Below are 16372 nucleotides of genomic sequence, written 5' to 3' on the forward strand. Positions count from 1 at the left end.
GCGATCCCACCGCGCCGCGCGGGAATGTTTTCGCAGGTGGTGGCCGGTTTTATTTCGCACCATCGGCTTTTCATCCCACGGGCGAACACCCGGCTGCACCCCTCTCCGGCTAATTTATTCATTTCGCGGACACTCCGGAGCGGCTGCGCGACAACGCCGGAAACCAGTGATTTGCTGAATTGGCACTACCGGCTCGGAGATCATTGCGATGCGAAAGGATCGAATCGATGCTGCGGTACTTCCTTCCTGTTGTCGCGGCGGCCGTCTGTGCCCTGTTCTGCTGTGCCGCTCCGGCGCAGGCCGTCGCGACCGATTGCGATGCGCCGGACGCGCCGCCGATTTGCGCGACGCCGTCGAGTGCCTGGGAGACCGAGGCCCAGTCGGCCGGTTCGGCATTTTCCATGCCGCGCGCGGCCGTCAAGGCCTTGGCGATGGTAATAGTGCCGCCGCATCATTTCTGGGCGTTCGACAACATCATCACGCGCGAAAGTGGTTGGAATGTCTTCGCCGTCAATCCGGAGAGCGGCGCGTACGGCCTCGGTCAGGCGCTGCCGCCGGAAAAGATGAGCACCCACGGGCTCGACTGGCCGTTCAATCCCGTGACGCAGATCCGCTGGACCTACGACTACATGAACAAACGCTACGGCAGCCCGATCGGCGCGTGGGAATTCTGGCAGACGCATCATTGGTACTGACCCGTCCGGCGAGTTCGCTGATCCACCGGCACCACCGCCGTCCGGCTCCTAGTCTTGATCCGTGCGTCGGCTACTCCCGCTCTTGCTGCTGTCCCTCACCGCCTGCGGCGCCGAACCGGGGACGACGACACCGCCGCCGACCACGACGGTCGCCACGTATGTCCGCACGCCGCAGGACTGCGCCAAACTGACGGTCACCCCGCTGAGCGTGGAATCCGGCATCGGCTACATCATCGGCACCCATGCCGAGTGGCTGCCCAACGGGCAGTACGTCCGCATCCGCGTGGCGATCACCAACACCGACAGCACCTTCCACACCACCCGGCCCACCGACTATCAACTCGACGACGCCGCCGATCGCCCGCATCAGACCAGCGTCGACGCGATGGAGATCAAGCGCCAGCCGAACGAGCCCACCATCGGCGCGGGCAACCGCCTGGAAATGGATCTCTGGTACGACATTCCGACCGACACGGCCCCGAAAGTCCTGCGCGACACCACCTGTGCCACCACCATCCCGCTGCCGGCTTAGCGGCACAACGGTTTCACGGGGTGGGAACGCCGGACCAGAGGTCGCAGTGGTGATCTCGGGCCGCGTCGGTGGTGCTGATCTTGTCCGGATGAAGGACGAGGGCTTGGTCGCCCGTGTGACGAGGCCACTCCGGCAGGCCCCGGGAGTTGGGGTCGCCGGTGCGCACGAAGGTGGACCAATAGCGAATCATCCTGTCCGACAGGTCTTTCTGGGCCGGAGTCGACGGGGCGTCGGCACCTTCCAGATCGAACAGATAGGGCAGTTCGAAGGCGTGCGCCGCGCCGAGCGGGAACGGCGGCGGGGACGGCAGACCGGGCAGCGGCGCGGCGTTCGGGTCGGCGAATTCGTAGACGTAGACGGGGGCCGTGCGAATGAGGGACTTGGCCATGTCGGCGGTCGGGCAGGAGAAGAGGTAGTCCGTCATCATCGCCGAATACGCCAGCGACGGTTGCGGATACGCGGCCAGCGGGTACCGCGCGGCCACCGCGTCGGCCTGCGGGCCGAACGCCTTCAGCAGCTCGGGGTACTGCTCGGCGGTGATCGGCTGCCGCGCGGCGAAGAAGGTGTACTCGTCGTGGTTCGCGCCGATCAGCACCGGCACCTTCGCGGCCTTGCCGGAGCGGAACGCGGTCGGCGGACTCTCGGGCAGCAGTGGTTGCCCGACGATCGGTCCCGGCAGGCCGGTGTCGCCCGCACCGGTGAACTGCAGCGGCGTCTCCGCGAGCTTCGCCGCGGGAAGCGCGCGCAGGCACTGCGCGACCGTGGCGTCGGCGCCCGGGCAGCCCACCGAGGCCGCGTACTGCTCGCTGCGCGCGACGGCGGTCTGCCGGTCGACCTGCAGTTCACACGGCCCGCTCTCCAAAATGGCGCCCTGGAACAGTCGCTCGGAACCGGGCGACACCAGGTGATCACACACTGACATCGCGCCCGCCGACTCGCCCGCGATAGTGACCTTCGCCGGATCGCCGCCGAACGCGGCGATATTGTCGTGCACCCAGCGCAGCGCCGCCTGCTGGTCGAGCAGCCCGAAATTGCCGACCTGCCCGTCGTCGTGGGCTACGGCCGGATGCCCGAGGAAGCCGAGCGCGCCCAGCCGGTAGTTGATCGTCACCACCACCAGGTCGCCGGAGGTGACCAGGCGCGCGGGGTTGTACTCGCTGCCCGCGCCGGCGAGGAAGGCGCCGCCGTGGATCCACACCAGCACCGGACGCTTCTGCTCGGCGGCGTCACGGGGTGTCCACACGTTCAAGAACAGACAGTCCTCGCCGCCGACGAGGCTGCCCGGCGCGTCGGACTGCACGCAGCGCGAGCCCGGCTCGGTGGCATCCCGCTCCTGCGTCCAGATGGCCGGTGCCGCTGGCGGCTTCCAGCGCAGGTCCCCGGTGGGCGGCGCCGCGTAGGGAATGCCCGAGAACGAGCGCGTATTCGCCGAGAGCTTTCCGCGGACCGGGCCGGACTGGGTTTTCACCACCGTCGGCGCGGCCGAGGACTCCGCCTTGTCGCCGCCGCACGCGCTGACGACGCCGCACGCCGCGACCACGGCGAACACCACCGCTGCTAGCCGCCGCCCGCGCCTGTTCGCCCGCCACCTGGATTCGTCTGAGCGGTAGGCGTTCATCGCGATGCCTCTCTGTCGGATGCGGAGGGTGCGCACTCGACCCCCATACTTCCACCGAGTCGCCGGCGAAGCGGCGCGTGACTCGCGGTTTCAGGCGCCCGCCGCGAGCCGGCCCTCGGTTGGCTGGGTCTTCTCGTAACGGTACGCATCGAGCGGGAACTTGCGATTGCCGCGGCTGGCCTCGAAGAAGCCCGACGGGCGCAGATATGTGCTGTCCCCCTGCGAGTTTCGATAATAGGTCGGCACGTGCCCGTTGAGTTCGTTGAAGTAGAACCGCACCGCCTCGGCGCGCCGGAGCGTCTCGCGGTGGTACGCCTCGTGCACGTCGCGGCGCACCTCCACGGTGGTCGCGCCGCGGCGCAGGCCCTCCGCGATGGCGCGCACGGCGTGGTCGGCGGTCATCTCCACGAACGCGTGCCAGCCGCTGCCGGTCCACGAGTACGGTCCGACCAGGGTCCACCGGTTCGGCAGGCCCGGCAGCGAAACACTCTGGTAGGCCTGCATCCCGTGTTCGGTGTAGAACGTGCCGAGGTCGAAACCGTTGCGCCCCAGCACGGTTCCCGGCCGATAGGTCTCCGGATCGGAGAACACCTCGTACCCCGTCGCGAGCACGATCATGTCGAACTCGTGCTCCACCCCGTCACGGGTTCGGATGCCGCGCGGGGTGATTCGCTCGATCGGCTCGGTGGTCAGGGTGACGTTGTCGCGGTTGAACGCCCGCAGGTAGCCGTTGGACATGGTCGGGCGCTTGGCGACCACCCCGAAGTCCGGCGCGAGCCGCGCTCGGGTATCGGGGTCGTCGATGATCAGTTTCAGGTATCGGCGGTAGGCGGCGATGGACCAGCGATCGAACGCGGTGGCGGTCGGGCGCACCACGCGCATCGGGGCCGCGACGGTGGCCCGCAGCACGAGGTCGGCCGCCACCAGCACGCCGCCGTGCACGGCCGCCTGCACCCCGGGCACGCCGAGCAGCCGCTTGCCGATCTCGGGCATGGCGAAGTCCGGCTTGGGCAGCGACCACACCGGCGTGCGCTGGAAGACACCGAGCGCGGCGACCTCGGGCGCGATGGCCGGAATGATCTGCACGGCACTGGCTCCCGTGCCGATCACGCCGACTCGCCTGCCGGTGTGGTCGTAGTCGTGGTCCCAGTCGGAGGGCCGCTGGATCTTGCCCTCGAACGAGCGCCGGCCCGCGATGCCCGGATCCTCCTTGGGCCGGACGAACGCGCCGACCGCGCTGATCAGGAAGCGCGCGGTGATGACGCCGTCCTGGGTGTGCAGTTTCCAGTAGTGGTTGGCGTCGTCCCACTCCTCGCGCACCACGTTCGTGTGGAAACGCACATGCGGATACAGCCCGAACCGGCGGGCCACGTTCATGTGGTAGCGCTTGACCTCCGCGCCGTACGGAAACACCCGGCTCCACTCGGCGTTGCGCGCGAAGGAGTACTGATAGGCGATGGCCGGAATGTCGACGCCGAGACCGGGATAGGTGTTCTCGTGCCAGCTGCCGCCCACCTCGCCGGCCCGCTCGATGAGGACGAAGTCGTCGACCCCGGCCTGCTTCAGTTTGACCCCGGCCGCGAGTCCGCCCGGCCCCGCGCCGATTACGGCGACCTGATGGTCGGGCGGGCTGACCTCATCGAACGGCGGGGGCGAAAAGCTCACGGGCGTCGTCTTTCTCGTTGACCACGGTGTCACTGCTCAATACAGCCTACATTGTCTGGGACACCGTGGACGAGACCTGCTGCCGCTACGAGCCGCTGCCGGTGGACGGCCGCGCACGCCGCCGCTCGCACGCCGCATGGTCGGCCTCGGGCCGGTCGGCGCCGTTTCGGGCACAGCCCTGAACCGTGTAGCCGTTGCGGTCGTAACCGAACCAGTCGTAGCCGTTGCGGTCGTAGCCGGACCTGTCATAGCCGGATCGGTTGTAACCGAAGCGGTTGTAGCCGCCCCGGTCGTAACCGAAGTGGTCGTAACCGTCCGGCCCGTAGTCGTCGTCGAGCACGCTCGGCCGGTGATGCGGGCCGCCGGTATTGAGCGAGCCGTCGGGGTTCGTGCAGCCTATATCGGCTGCACCAACGCACGGCATCGCCGAGGCGGCCGGGATGATCACCGCGGCGGGTGCGAGCGCCAAGGTCGCCGCGATCACCGTCCGCACCACCACCCGACGGCCCCGGCCCGTACGCACACTGTTCATCGTCATCATCGACCTCTTGTTCGCCGGGAACGTGCGTGTCACGTTCGGATTCGAGACATCCCCTCCCCACGGAAGATGTTGGGCAGCAGACCTTTTCGGTCCGCGAGTGCCACAAGACGAACCTATCCGAAACGTAAGTGTTTCCGCCTCAGGGGAATCCCCCATTTCACCGTCCGCCGATGGACGTACCCTTCCCGGTGAATCGCGCGGCCGGAAAACTCCTCGGCCGCCCCACGGCTCGACTTCACCGCCGCCCCGCCCTCAGCTATTGCGACCGATCGGTCGGACTTATTGCGAAGGATGCGCACATGACCAACAGGCCCCCTGCCGATGGGCGCCGAGCACGTGGCGACCGGTCCAGAACGGCTGTACTGGACGCGGTCGTCTCCATGGCCTCCATAGCGGGGCTCGGCGCGTTGAGCATGGGGCAGGTCGCCGCCGAGGCCGGGGTGAGCAAGTCGGGCCTGTTCTCGCTCTGGCGCGACAAGCAAGAGTTGCAGCTGGCCGCCATCGAACGCGCGGGCGCGCAGTGGGCGGAGCTCGTCGTGGCGCCCGCCCTGGAGGCGCCGCCCGGCGTGCGCAGACTCTGGGCGCTGCACGAATCGCGGTTGGCGTTCTACCAGCAGCTCGTGCTGCCCGGCGGCTGCTTCTTCGTGGCCGTTCAGCACGAGTTCGACGACCAGCCCGGTCCGGTCCGCGATCGCCTCGTCGCCTTCGCCCGCGAGTGGGACGCGTTCGTGCGCTCCCTCGTGCACACCGCCCTCGACACGGGGCAGCTGCGACCGGACACCGACCCCGGCGTGCTGGCCTTCGAACTCGACGCGCTGGGCTACGCCGCGGTCACCCGCGCCCGGCTCCTCGATCGCGACGCCGCCTTCGCCCACGCGCGCGCCGCCGTGCTGGGGCGGCTGCGGGCGTACTGCACCGATCCGTCGGTGCTGCCCGAGTCCTGAAGGCGCGGCGTTCGAGCGGACACTCGAGTAGCCGCCTGATCGATGCGAGTCGCCCGGGGCGTATGTTCGATAAGTAATTTCCCTGCCGTGACAGGCAGAAGGGGTGGTGCGACGGTGCAGGCCGAGCCAGCGGGACCCGCCGAGCGGCGTCCCGCGATATCGCCGGATCCGACCAGGCTGCGGACATTTTCGACGAACACGCCGCCTGGTCTACGCTGCGTGGGTCAGGTCGACTTCGCGACCCATGACGCGTGGGAGACCGCGCTGGCGCAGCTACCCGCGGCCCCGGACGTCCATCTGGAGCTGTCGGAGCTGACTTTCATCGATACACACGGCACCCTGATACTGGTGGAAGCCACGAATCAGACGGCGAAGGGACGCAGGGTCGTGCTGCACAATCCACCCCTGACGCTGGTCCGCATCCTGGAGCTGTTCTGGCCGTCGCTCCCGAGCATCGAGGTAGACCCCGCATGACCACCACCACCGCCGGGCCGTCCGCCGACCCCTTCGTGCACCCCGCACTGTTCTACAGCGACACCGAGGAGTACCTCGCGGGCACCGTCGGGTTCATCCGGGAAGGTCTGGCCAACGACGAGCCGGTCGCGGTGTCCGTCCCCGGACCGAACCTGGAGCTGATCCGCGCCGAACTCGGCGCCGACGCCGACGCGGTCCGGCTGATGGACATGACCGTCGAGGGGCGCAATCCCGGCCGCATCATCCCCGGCGTCCTGCGCGCCTTCGCCGACGCCCACCCGACCGGCCGGGTGCGGATCATCGGCGAACCCATCTGGGCCGGTCGTTCGGCGACGGAGTATCCCGCCTGCGTACAGCACGAGGCGCTGATCAACGCCGCGTTCGCCGGGCGCGAGGTCACCATCCTGTGCCCCTACGACACCGAGCGCCTCGACCCCACCGTGCTGGTCGACGCGCACGCGACCCATCCGACCCTGATCGACCGCGGCGGCGAACGGCCAAGCGCCGCATACGATCCCGACCGCATCGTGGCCTCGTACAACAAGCCGCTCCCCCCGCCGCCCGCGATCGCGCAGGTCATCGCCTTCGACGCCACGTCGCTCACCGAGGTGCGGCACCGGGCGGGCGAGTACGCCGCGCGGGCGGGCATGTCCGAGGAGCGCGTCATCGACCTCGAGCTGGTCATCGCCGAGACCATCACCAACTCGGTGGTGCACGGCGGCGGCACCGGCACGCTCGCGCTGTGGATCGAGGGCAGGCAGCTGCGCGCCCAGGTCCGCGACGGCGGGCACATCACCAATCCCCTCGCCGGCCGTCTCCCCCCACCAGCCGTTCCAATTCGGCGGCCGCGGCCTGCTCCTGGTCAATCACCTCACCGACCTGGTGCGCATCCACACCGGCGTGCACGGCACCACCATCCAGATGGACATGCGCCTCAACTGATCGCGGCGCCAAAGCTTTTCGCCGCGAGCGCGTCACCTGCCGGTGAACTTCGCCTTCCGTCGTTCGACGAACGACTGGATCCCCTCCGCACCGTCGGCCGTCCCGAAAAGGGTGGTGACGTCGCCGACCAGTCGTTCGGCGGCGGCCGCGTTGCCCTCGTCGCGGGCGCGGTGTGCCGAGGCGAGGATGGTGCGCACCCCCAACGGCGCTGAGTACTCGGCGATCTCGGTGGCCAGTGCGCGCGCCGCGGCGAGGGCCGTCGCGGCGTCCGGCGTGACCTGCTGAACCAGCCCGATCCGGTGCGCCTCGACGGCATCGAACTCCGCGCCGGTGAGTACCCAGCGCATGGCATTGCCCCAGCCCGCCTCTCGCCAGAACCGCAGGGGCGCACCGCCGAACGGGTAGATGCCCCGCCGGACCTCCAGCTGACTGAACCGTGTGCCTTCCGCGGCGATCCGGACGTCGGCGGCCAGCAGCAACTCGATGCCGAGCGTCATGCACCAGCCCTGCGCCGCGGCGATCACCGGCTTGGTCCAGCGGTAGTCCAGCCGCCACGGGTCGAGGCCGTCCTCCGGGTAGGTGATCGCGCCGGCGGACAGGGCGGGAGCGACGTCGACCAAGTCGAGTCCGGCGGTGAAATGCTCGCCGTGGCCGAACAGCACCCCGGCGCGCAGCTCGTCGTCGTGCTCCAGAAGGGCGTACGCGCGCGAGAGATCGGCGAGCATCTCGAGGGTGAAGGCGTTGCGCTTCTCCGTCAGCGGGTTTGCTCTTGCCAGAAGTGGCAGCGGTGTTCGGTGGCGAGGTCGACCGGGCCGATCTTCTCGGGGGCGAGGGATTGCACGTATGGCACCTGGTCGCTGGTGCGGAACGGTTGCCAGGGGGGCAGGTCGGTGGTGTTCGGGTCGCCGGTGGCGGCGAAGCGGGTCCAGTACGCGATCATGCGGTCGGACAGTTGGAGTTGTGCCGGGTCGAGTGCCGTGGCGGAGCCGACGCCGCTGACGTCGAACAGGTAGCTCAGGTCCGAGCCGTGAGACGCGCCGGGCGGGACCTCCGGCGGGAACGCGGCGATCGGCGGGGCCGCGCGATCGGCGAACTCGAAGCCGTAAACCGTTGTGCGTTCGGCTAGTTCGGCGTTTGCGCGGAGTGTCGGGCACAACCAGGTGCGATCGGTCAGCACGGCGGACAGCGCGGCGGCCGGTGAGGCATAGTCGTCGACCGGGTACTGTGCCTCGACCCGCGCGGCCCGATCGTCGAACATCGCGACGAGCAGCGCCCCATAACGGTCGCGATCGATCGGCTGCTCCATCTGAGCGGCCGCCGCCCAACTGCTGTGTTCGTCGCGGGTGTTGCCCTGCATGATCGGTACCCGAGCGAACTCTCCGGTCCGCAGCGCCGCGCTCGGCTCCGTCGGCACCGTGGCTGTGCCGTAGGAGACCCTGGTGAAGTCGGTGAACGCGTCCATCAACGCCTCCGTCGGCACGGCGCGCAGGCAGTCGAGGGCCGCGCGCCCGTCCGCGCATCCGTGCTCGGTCCCGACGGTCACGCCGGTCGTCTGCGCCTCGGCGGCGGGCAGCCACGGCGCGACCTCCGGCATGCCGGGGATGAGCGAGTTCTTCGGCCAGCTCATGGTGCACGAACCGCTGGCGATGATCGCCTTGTCGAACAGGCCCGCGCTGCCCGGCGCGACCAGGTGGGTGCAGGTGCTCATCGCGCCCGCGGACTCGCCGGCCACCGTGACGTTGCGCGGGTCGCCGCCGAAGCGAGCGATATTCGACCTGACCCAGCGCAGCGCGGCCTGCTGGTCCTGGATCGCGAAATCCCCTCCCTGCGTACCGAGTTCGGGGTGATGAAACAGTCCGAAGAGGCCGAGGCGATAGTTCACCGTCACCACGACGACGTCACCGCCGCCGACCAACCGTCGCGCGTCGTACTCGGCGCCCTGCCCCTCGAAGAAGCCGCCGCCGTGCAGCCACACCAGGACCGGTCGCGGGAGGTCGCGCGCGGCGCGCGGCGTGGTGACGTTGAGATACAGGCAGTCCTCGCTCATTTCGACGGGCGCGGCGTCGGACTGTGGCTGCATGCACGCCGGACCAGGCTTCTCGGCGGCACGGACTCCTGTCCACGGTGACACCGGTTGCGGTGGCGCCCAACGGTGTTCACCGATCGGCGGCGCGGCGAACGGGATACCGGCGAAGCTGCGATAGTCGCCGGAGATCACCCCGCGCACCGAACCGCTGTCGATCGCGACCACGGTGTCGTCGGCCGCGGCCTCGTCGGTGGCGCATCCGGTGTAGGCGACGGTCAGCGCGACCGCGGCGAGCGCGAGACAGACCCTCTTCATCGACACAGAACCCTCTTCCCGAATCACGTCGTCGTACATCACGATCGGTGCGCGAAATGGCTTGCGCTGCAATAGTTTTCGCCGTCAGCGCCCAGCACACCACTCGGTCCGGTATCGAGTATGCGCAGTGCCCACACCGCGTGACATCGCCCTGAGGTCGTGCGTCTTGCATACTTTGGTCGAGCCGCCAGGGCACGCTCAGCCGACCCGGATCTCCCCCGGCAGGCGCTGAAAGGGCGGCGCTCGGCCTGGGGCGCCGATTCCGAGAGCGCGCGTGGCGGAGGGCGACCCCGCGCCGGCTAACGATTCGGCGTGGCGTACGGCCGACACGGTGGCGAACGGGCCCGACTCGGGACACACTTGACGGCGTGAATCGCATGCCACTCGGCCGGAACGCCGACGACCGGGCGGGCCGACGGTGACCGCCCTCGCCCGCGGCGAGAATCGGCCAGCGCCCGCCGACCGGATGACGGTGACCGTCACCTGCGGGGCCGGGGTCGATGTGTCCGCGCTGCTGCTCGGCGCGGACGGCCGTGTCCGCTCCGACGCCGACTTCGTGTTCTTCAACCAGCCGGTCGGCCCCGGCGTCACCTACCGGCACGGCAACGGCCGCGGCGACATGGTCGACGTGCAGACCAGCGCGCTACCACCGGACGTCGACAAGGTCGTGGTCACCGCCAGCCTCGACGGCAGCGGGCCCGCGACCTTCGCGGCCGCGGGCACGCTGCTCGCGACGATCGGATCCGACTCGGGCGCACTGACTTTCCCGATGGCCGGGCTCACCACGGAGACGGCCGTGGTGTGTGTCGAGATCTACCGCCGCGGCGGCGCCTGGAAGGTGCGCGCGGTGGGCCAGGGCTACGACAACGGGCTGGCCGGTATCGCGACGGCGTTCGGCGTGAACATCGACGACGAACCCGAGGCGCCCGCGCCCCCGGCGGCGAATCAGCCTGCCGCCGCGCCGGTTTCGACGCCGAACTACCCGCCGCCGCAACCCCCCGCACCCGGCTACGTGCAGCAGCCCTCCGCACCCGGCTACCCACAGCCCCCGAGCCCCGGCTACCAGCAGCCGCCATCCGGGCCCGGCTACGGGCAGCAACCTCCCGGCCAGGGCTACCCGCAACAGCCTTCAGCCCCCGGCTACCCGCAGCAACCCCCGGCCCCCGCCTACCCGCAGCCGTACCCCCCGGCCCCGGCCTACTCAGCGCCCGCGCCATCACCTCAGCAAGGAGCACTGCCGATGCAGAGCGATCTGTTCAACCCGAGCCACGCCGAGGTCAACGGCGTCGGCATCCAGAAGCAGGGCGGCAAGATGATCAAGGTCGCCGTGAACGGCGAGGTCATGGCGCGGGCCGGCTCGATGGTCGCCTACCAGGGCGACATGCAGTTCAAGGCGCTCGGCGCCGGCGGCATCGGCCGCGCGATCACCCAGCGGCTCACCGGCGAGGGCGTGCCGCTGATGAACGTGTCGGGCCGCGGCGATCTGTTCCTCGCCGACAGCGCCGCCGACGTGCACATCATCGATCTCGACGGCAGCGACGGACTCACCATCAACGGCTCCAACGTGCTCGCCTTCGACACCACCCTGTCCTATCGGATCCAACGGGTCCAGGGCGCCGCGGGCGTCGCCAGCAACGCAGGCCTGTTCAACTGCGTCTTCACCGGCCGCGGCCGGATCGCCATCACCACGCACGGCTCGCCGGTGGTCCTCCAGGTCGATCAGCCGACCTACGCCGATCCGCAGGCCGCGGTGGCCTGGTCGTCCAGCCTGCAGACCGGGATCAAGCGCAACGACTCGTTCGGCTTGGGCCGGCTCATCGGCCGCAGCACCGGTGAGGGCCTTACGCTCTCGTTCTCCGGGCGCGGCTTCGTCATCGTGCAGCCGTCGGAGTTGCCGCCCGGCGGGCTGATCGGCGGCACCGGCGGCGGGCAGCAGGCCGGCCAGAGCGGCGGCGCGCTCGGCGGATTGTTCGGCTGACGACCGGGGATAGTTCGGCTAACAATTCGCGCGCCACGATTGACCACGCGCGCACCGTCCGCGATGATCGCAGCACCTCGTATTTCTGAAGCTTTCGCGACGAGGTACTCCTATCACCCTGGCATTCGGCGCGCAGCGTGGCGGCAAGGCGAAGAGAGGTCGGAAATTTGATCAGCAACAGGCGTTTTCGTGATTGGTCGGCCAGATCCGCGGTACTGATCGGGATCGCTTCGGCCGGATTCGCCGCGACGGGCACCGCGCAGGCTGAACCGCTATGGCCCGGCGGCCCCGATATCCCGGGTGTACCGGCCATCATCCAGCCACCGCCGCCCCCGCCGGTCTACGCGCCGTGCACCGCGGCGAAGGTCCGCCTGTGCTTGCGGATATCCACCAAGGAAATGTGGCTGATGGAGGACGGTAAGACCGTCTACGGTCCGAAGCCGATCGAGGTCGGCCGGCCCGGATACGAGACCCATGTCGGTGTCTTCGACGTCGACTTCAAGCGCGAACATTTCTGGAGCACAATGCACAACGCTCCGATGGAATGGGCCGTCTTCTTCGACGGCGATATCGCCACCCACATCGGCCCGCTCGATTCGATGTCGCACGGCTGTATTCGGATGAATCCCGATGCGGCCGAGGCCACCTATCACCACCTCGAACCGGGCGACATCGTCGAAGTGGTGGAGTGACCCTACATCCACAGAACGAAACGGGATGCCCACGACGGGCATCCCGTTTTTCGTCGCGGCCGACGACTCAGGGCACCGCGAGATCCACGCAGCCGGGGGTCGGATCGACGACCGCGCACCCGGCGGGCTGCCGGGTGGGCCGGTAGTCCGCCGGAACCCCGCCCGCCGCGATGGTCTCGGTGTAGGTGGCGACGGCCTTGGTGGCGCGGCGCTCCAGCGCGGGATCCTCGCGCACGTTCACGGTGTAGAGGCCGAATCGCGGGCTGTAGCTGCCCCATTCGTAGTTGTCGGTGATGCTCCAGTAGTTGTAGCCGATCAGGTTCACGCCGTCGGCCTTGGCGCGTTGCAGCCAGTAGACGGTGTCGCGCAGATGGTCGCTGCGGTTGTAATTGCCTGTGCCGGGGGCGTTGTCGTCGTCGGAGTTCGCGTTCTCCGTCGGCATGCCGTTCTCGACCACGTAGATCGGCAGGTCGGGCTTGCCGATCCTGCGAGCCTCGTCGGCGTAGCGCTTCACCGCGTAGTAGATGCCTTCGGTCCGGATGGGCAGGTTCCACATGCCCGGCGACCCGACGGCCGCGATGGAGCGCACGGTCGCCGGTGGGCTCGAGGCCGGCGGTTCGTAGGCGAAGTAGTAGTCGACACCGATGTAGTCGAGCCGGTCCCCGATCTTGGCGAACAGACCGCCGTTGACCTGGTCGTCGATGCCCGCGACGTAGCCGATATTGCTGGTCACCTGCGCGTCGGGCCGCACCCGATGGATGTAGTCGTAGATATTGTTGTGCGCTTCGGCCACGAGATCTTCCATGCGCCCCTGATCGGTGGCGTTGTTGCGCACCTCGTGCATGATGTAGGCGACGGGCTCGTTGATGGTGACCCACAGCGGATTTCGCTGCGCGTAACGGTCGACCACCTTGCGCATGTTGGTCAGCCAGGCGGCCGGCATCTCCGGGTTGTCCCAGCCGGTGTCCGGGCTGTCGGAGTGCGGTCCGTGGAAGGCGCCGTCGTAGGCCCAGCCCGGATACACCCAGTGGTCGAGGGTGAGCATCGGGCGCAGGCCGGCATTGATGATCTTGGCGATCACCTTGTCGTAGAAGCGGAATCCGTCGGCGTCCCACTCGAGTCTGCTCGTCGGCTGTAGCCGCGCCCACTCGATGCCGATCCGGAACACCTTGACGCCCAGCGATTTCGCGAGGTCGATATCGGCGGCGTAGCGATCGTAGAAGTCGATCGAGCCCTGGTACCTGTCGAACTCCGGGTGGTGCTCGATGTAGCGCACCCAGTTGCTGTCGGGCGCGTGGTTGTCCTGCGAGGCCCGGCCCGACGGCGGCGCGTGCCCCTCCGACTGGAAGCCGGACGCCGCTACGCCCCATAGGAAGTCAGGCCCGAGCGCGGCGACTCCCGTCACCGGCTCCGGCGGGGCGGCGGCACTCACGCCGGGTAGCAGCGGCGCGGTCATCGAGATAGCGAGCGCTAGCGCGGCACGCCCAGTCCATCTGCGCATAAACCGAGAACTTAACCGAAGAATTGCTGAACTTTGGTCAACCCCAGGTCGCAGCGGCGAGTGCGGAGCGGCGGCCGGGCTCGTTCGCCGAGCTAGTTGACGGACAATCGATGACCGATCCGGGGAATCGGCACGGTCGGCGGGGCGCCGTATGCCCCGTTGCTGGCAACGATGGCCGCCTCCTCGGCCGCCGCGGCGGTGTCGGCGATCGCGACATCATCCGGCGCGAAGGCGGCGGCCTTGGCCGCGGCGAGCGCGGCGGCGGCCGCGTCCTGAACGGTCACCGCCGCGTCGGCGGCGGCGACCGCGTAGAAGGTCGCTCTGGTCGCGTGGTTGGCGGCGACGTAGGCGTGCCACGCCGCGTCGCGGGTCGTGTTCGCGGTCGCGACGGCGCGCGCGGAGTCGTGGGCGCGCGCGACATGGTCGACGGCCTTCTCCCGGTTCACCGCTCGCTTGGCCGCCACGCTCGCGCGGTCGGCGGCGCCGCACGCCCGCGCGTGCGCCTGGGCGAGCAGTGCGCGGGTGGTGTCGGTCACCGCCAGCACCACGGTGCCGCGCCCGCCGGGCAGCATTGGAATAACTTTGGCTACCAACGGAATCCGCCTACCCGGCCGACCTGTTCCGCGCCTTCGTCCGGATCGAGCCAGTTCGAGCCGACGGCGTCGGCTCGCCAGAAGGCCACGGAATCCGTTCCCGCACAGTAGAGGACGACGGCCAGCACCACCGCGGCCGCCAATGTGTTGCACAGACGTGTCACAGGAAAACTCCTCGACCAAGTGCCGGAGATCCCCGGCGGATGCGACAACAGCACGGAATACGCGGGAGCGCGCGGCTCCGGCGCGTCCGAACTCGCTTCGGAGCCGAGGGAGCCGCGCGCTCGCCGCCTAGCCCAATATGCCGAAGGTGAGAATCCCGACGGCGTTCTCCGTTACCGCGAGCACGCTGTTCACCAGACCGAGCACGGTGTGCACCAGATCGAAGACACCACTCAACATGACTTGCTCCTGTGATACGCCATTGACGGATCGGGGCCATTCGCCCCACGAGAACACGAGCCGATCGACGAGGAACGCTAGCGCATCGGTCGGCAAAAGGACAAAGCCACCCTCGTTGAGCGCGTTCCGTGGCGGCCCGCCGACCCAACCCGGGCATTGCGCCAGCTCACAGCCGTTTTTGAACTGGCTCGAAATTTTTTCCATCCGAACGCATCCGGGCAACGAAGACACTATCGACGCCTGCCTCTGACGGTTCCCGGCTTTGTCGGCGTTGGATCAGCCACCGGGGTTGGTCCCGCCGCTCGGCGCCTTCGAAGCGGAGCAGTACCGACGTTTCAGACCGAGCGTCGGGTGTACCGCGCCGAAGTCTCGACCGAACGGCCACGCAACCACAGGAATATGAAAGGGAAATCATGATCGCACAGCTCCTCAACTGCGTCGTCTCCGCTCTGACCACGGGACTCATGAGCGTTATCACCCCGCTGATCGGCGGCTGATCCCACGCGGTCCGGGGTGGCGGCGAAGCCCACCCCGGACCGGCGGACGCCGGAGACTCTCCCGACCAGAACCAGCCTCAGGCCGAGCCACGACACTACGAAGGTGGGATGTTGCGTCGAATTCTGTTCTCCAGAACAGGCATTCGGAGACTAGGGATCATCGTCGCAAGCGCGGCCCTCGCCGCGAACGCCGGAGTGAGTCTGGCCGCGGCTCAGCCGTCGACCGGCCGGTCGACGCGCTGCCCGGCGCTGTACGCCATCGGCGTTCCCGGCACCGGCGAGTCCTCTCCCGAGGCCGACCCCGCAGCGGATCGCGGCATGCTGGCGACGATCTTCGAGCCCATGCTCGCCGCCGAACCCGGCCGGGTCGACCGGGCCTACCTCGCCTACGAAGCCGGCTTCGGCGGCGCGGTGCCCGGCGGCGCCGTCCCGTACTCGCAGTCGGTGACCGGCGGACTGCAACAGCTGCGGGCGATGGCGCAGTCCGTCGTCGACCGATGCCAGAACACTCGGCTGGCCCTCGTCGGCTACTCACAGGGCGCACACATAGCCTCGCTGTTCGCCCAGGAGATCGGCCGCGGCCAGTCCAGCATCGCGGCCGACCGCGTCGCGGGCGTCGCCCTGCTCGCCGACCCGACCCGTTACCCCGGCGCACCGCTGTTCCCCGGCGCCGCAGGCCAACTCGCCCCCGACTCCCCGCCGGGCACGGTGGCCGCGGGGCTGGCCGCGCTGCAGTCCCAGCCCGCGTCCGCCGCGGGCGGCGGCATCGGACCGCTGCGCGACCTCGCCCCCGACTTCGGCGCGCTCACCGGCCGGGTCGCGTCGCTGTGCATCGACGGCGACCTGGCGTGCGACTCCCCGGCGAACGCGCCGATCCTGCACATGATCACCAACATCGCCGGTCAGGCGCTGCTGCCCATCGATGATCCGCTGACCGCGCTGTCCTCGCTCGCCGAC

General features: G+C 69.1%; 16 protein-coding genes and 1 pseudogene. 8 read left to right on the forward strand and 9 right to left on the reverse strand.

Annotation, left to right across the window (positions count from 1 at the left end):
- Positions 1-227: 227 nt before the first annotated feature.
- Both ON39_RS29455 and ON39_RS46230 read left to right on the forward strand, forming a co-directional pair.
- On the forward strand, positions 228-695 hold the full coding sequence (locus ON39_RS29455) for an aggregation-promoting factor C-terminal-like domain-containing protein (protein ID WP_051187305.1): 468 nt from the start codon (positions 228-230) through the stop codon (positions 693-695).
- 61 nt (positions 696-756) lie between these two features.
- Positions 757-1227, forward strand: a complete 471-nt coding sequence (locus ON39_RS46230; protein ID WP_146251214.1) for a DUF4352 domain-containing protein — start codon at positions 757-759, stop codon at positions 1225-1227.
- Positions 1228-1240: 13 nt separating this feature from the next.
- Here the strand turns inward: ON39_RS46230 and ON39_RS29465 are convergent, their stop codons facing one another.
- The 3 genes from ON39_RS29465 to ON39_RS29475 form a co-directional block, all read right to left on the reverse strand.
- The gene (locus tag ON39_RS29465) at positions 1241-2776 is read right to left on the reverse strand and encodes a carboxylesterase/lipase family protein (RefSeq protein WP_246003022.1); all 1536 of its coding nucleotides are present in this window, start codon (positions 2774-2776) and stop codon (positions 1241-1243) included.
- 159 nt (positions 2777-2935) lie between these two features.
- Positions 2936-4510, reverse strand: coding sequence for a flavin-containing monooxygenase (locus ON39_RS29470; protein WP_051187308.1), 1575 nt, complete (start codon positions 4508-4510; stop codon positions 2936-2938).
- An 85-nt stretch (positions 4511-4595) separates the two neighbouring features.
- Positions 4596-5084, reverse strand: a complete 489-nt coding sequence (locus ON39_RS29475; RefSeq protein ID WP_146251213.1) for a hypothetical protein — start codon at positions 5082-5084, stop codon at positions 4596-4598.
- Between the two features lie 266 nt (positions 5085-5350).
- Here ON39_RS29475 and ON39_RS29480 point away from each other — a divergent pair, with 266 nt between their 5' ends.
- The 3 genes and pseudogenes from ON39_RS29480 to ON39_RS47630 form a co-directional block, all read left to right on the forward strand.
- On the forward strand, positions 5351-5995 hold the full coding sequence (locus ON39_RS29480; protein WP_040739235.1) for a TetR/AcrR family transcriptional regulator: 645 nt from the start codon (positions 5351-5353) through the stop codon (positions 5993-5995).
- Between the two features lie 42 nt (positions 5996-6037).
- On the forward strand, positions 6038-6469 hold the full coding sequence (locus ON39_RS51740; protein ID WP_083894769.1) for an STAS domain-containing protein: 432 nt from the start codon (positions 6038-6040) through the stop codon (positions 6467-6469).
- Positions 6466-7242, forward strand: a pseudogene (locus tag ON39_RS47630) (anti-sigma factor RsbA family regulatory protein); the annotation flags it as partial. The gene ON39_RS51740 and the pseudogene ON39_RS47630, both read left to right, overlap by 4 nt.
- 201 nt (positions 7243-7443) lie before the next feature.
- Here ON39_RS47630 and ON39_RS29490 read toward each other — a convergent pair.
- Both ON39_RS29490 and ON39_RS29495 read right to left on the reverse strand, forming a co-directional pair.
- Complete coding sequence (locus tag ON39_RS29490; RefSeq protein WP_040739257.1) at positions 7444-8196, reverse strand: crotonase/enoyl-CoA hydratase family protein; 753 nt, start codon at positions 8194-8196, stop codon at positions 7444-7446.
- Positions 8166-9752: a carboxylesterase/lipase family protein gene (locus tag ON39_RS29495; RefSeq protein ID WP_040739259.1), complete on the reverse strand. Its 1587-nt coding sequence runs from the start codon at positions 9750-9752 to the stop codon at positions 8166-8168. Before ON39_RS29495 ends, ON39_RS29490 begins: the two co-directional genes overlap by 31 nt.
- A 466-nt stretch (positions 9753-10218) precedes the next feature.
- Between ON39_RS29495 and ON39_RS29500 the strand changes: the two genes are divergently transcribed.
- Positions 10219-11730 (forward strand): AIM24 family protein, encoded by a 1512-nt coding sequence (locus ON39_RS29500; RefSeq protein WP_051187311.1) that lies wholly within the window; start codon positions 10219-10221, stop codon positions 11728-11730.
- Between the two features lie 167 nt (positions 11731-11897).
- Positions 11898-12422, forward strand: coding sequence for a L,D-transpeptidase (locus ON39_RS29505; protein WP_040739237.1), 525 nt, complete (start codon positions 11898-11900; stop codon positions 12420-12422).
- A 67-nt stretch (positions 12423-12489) separates the two neighbouring features.
- Here ON39_RS29505 and ON39_RS29510 read toward each other — a convergent pair whose 3' ends face one another.
- From ON39_RS29510 to ON39_RS29520, 4 genes are all read right to left on the reverse strand, one after another.
- Positions 12490-13878: a family 1 glycosylhydrolase gene (locus tag ON39_RS29510; protein WP_246003021.1), complete on the reverse strand. Its 1389-nt coding sequence runs from the start codon at positions 13876-13878 to the stop codon at positions 12490-12492.
- Positions 13879-14015: 137 nt separating this feature from the next.
- On the reverse strand, positions 14016-14495 hold the full coding sequence (locus ON39_RS29515) for a hypothetical protein (protein ID WP_040739239.1): 480 nt from the start codon (positions 14493-14495) through the stop codon (positions 14016-14018).
- A gap of 14 nt (positions 14496-14509) precedes the next feature.
- Positions 14510-14680 (reverse strand): hypothetical protein, encoded by a 171-nt coding sequence (locus ON39_RS49085; protein WP_157195530.1) that lies wholly within the window; start codon positions 14678-14680, stop codon positions 14510-14512.
- Positions 14681-14807: 127 nt separating this feature from the next.
- Positions 14808-15122 (reverse strand): hypothetical protein, encoded by a 315-nt coding sequence (locus ON39_RS29520; protein ID WP_040739240.1) that lies wholly within the window; start codon positions 15120-15122, stop codon positions 14808-14810.
- Positions 15123-15523: 401 nt separating this feature from the next.
- Between ON39_RS29520 and ON39_RS29530 the strand changes: the two genes are divergently transcribed.
- A partial coding sequence (locus ON39_RS29530; protein WP_157195531.1) for a cutinase family protein occupies positions 15524-16372 on the forward strand: 849 nt, incomplete at its 3' end.

It is taken from the genome of Nocardia tenerifensis NBRC 101015, assembly GCF_000308715.1.
In the GTDB taxonomy this organism is placed as follows: domain Bacteria; phylum Actinomycetota; class Actinomycetes; order Mycobacteriales; family Mycobacteriaceae; genus Nocardia; species Nocardia tenerifensis.

Excerpts from the sequence above, each read along its gene's own strand:
- ON39_RS29455 (WP_051187305.1), top strand. The coding sequence starts at position 228 with ATGCTGCGGTACTTCCTTCCTGTTGTCGCGGCGGCCGTCTGTGCCCTG.
- ON39_RS29480 (WP_040739235.1), top strand. The coding sequence starts at position 5,351 with ATGACCAACAGGCCCCCTGCCGATGGGCGCCGAGCACGTGGCGACCGG.
- ON39_RS51740 (WP_083894769.1), top strand. The coding sequence starts at position 6,038 with ATGCGAGTCGCCCGGGGCGTATGTTCGATAAGTAATTTCCCTGCCGTG.
- ON39_RS29495 (WP_040739259.1), bottom strand. The coding sequence starts at position 9,752 with ATGAAGAGGGTCTGTCTCGCGCTCGCCGCGGTCGCGCTGACCGTCGCC.
- ON39_RS29500 (WP_051187311.1), top strand. The coding sequence starts at position 10,219 with ATGACGGTGACCGTCACCTGCGGGGCCGGGGTCGATGTGTCCGCGCTG.
- ON39_RS29510 (WP_246003021.1), bottom strand. The coding sequence starts at position 13,878 with ATGACCGCGCCGCTGCTACCCGGCGTGAGTGCCGCCGCCCCGCCGGAG.
- ON39_RS29515 (WP_040739239.1), bottom strand. The coding sequence starts at position 14,495 with ATGCTGCCCGGCGGGCGCGGCACCGTGGTGCTGGCGGTGACCGACACC.
- ON39_RS29520 (WP_040739240.1), bottom strand. The coding sequence starts at position 15,122 with ATGGAAAAAATTTCGAGCCAGTTCAAAAACGGCTGTGAGCTGGCGCAA.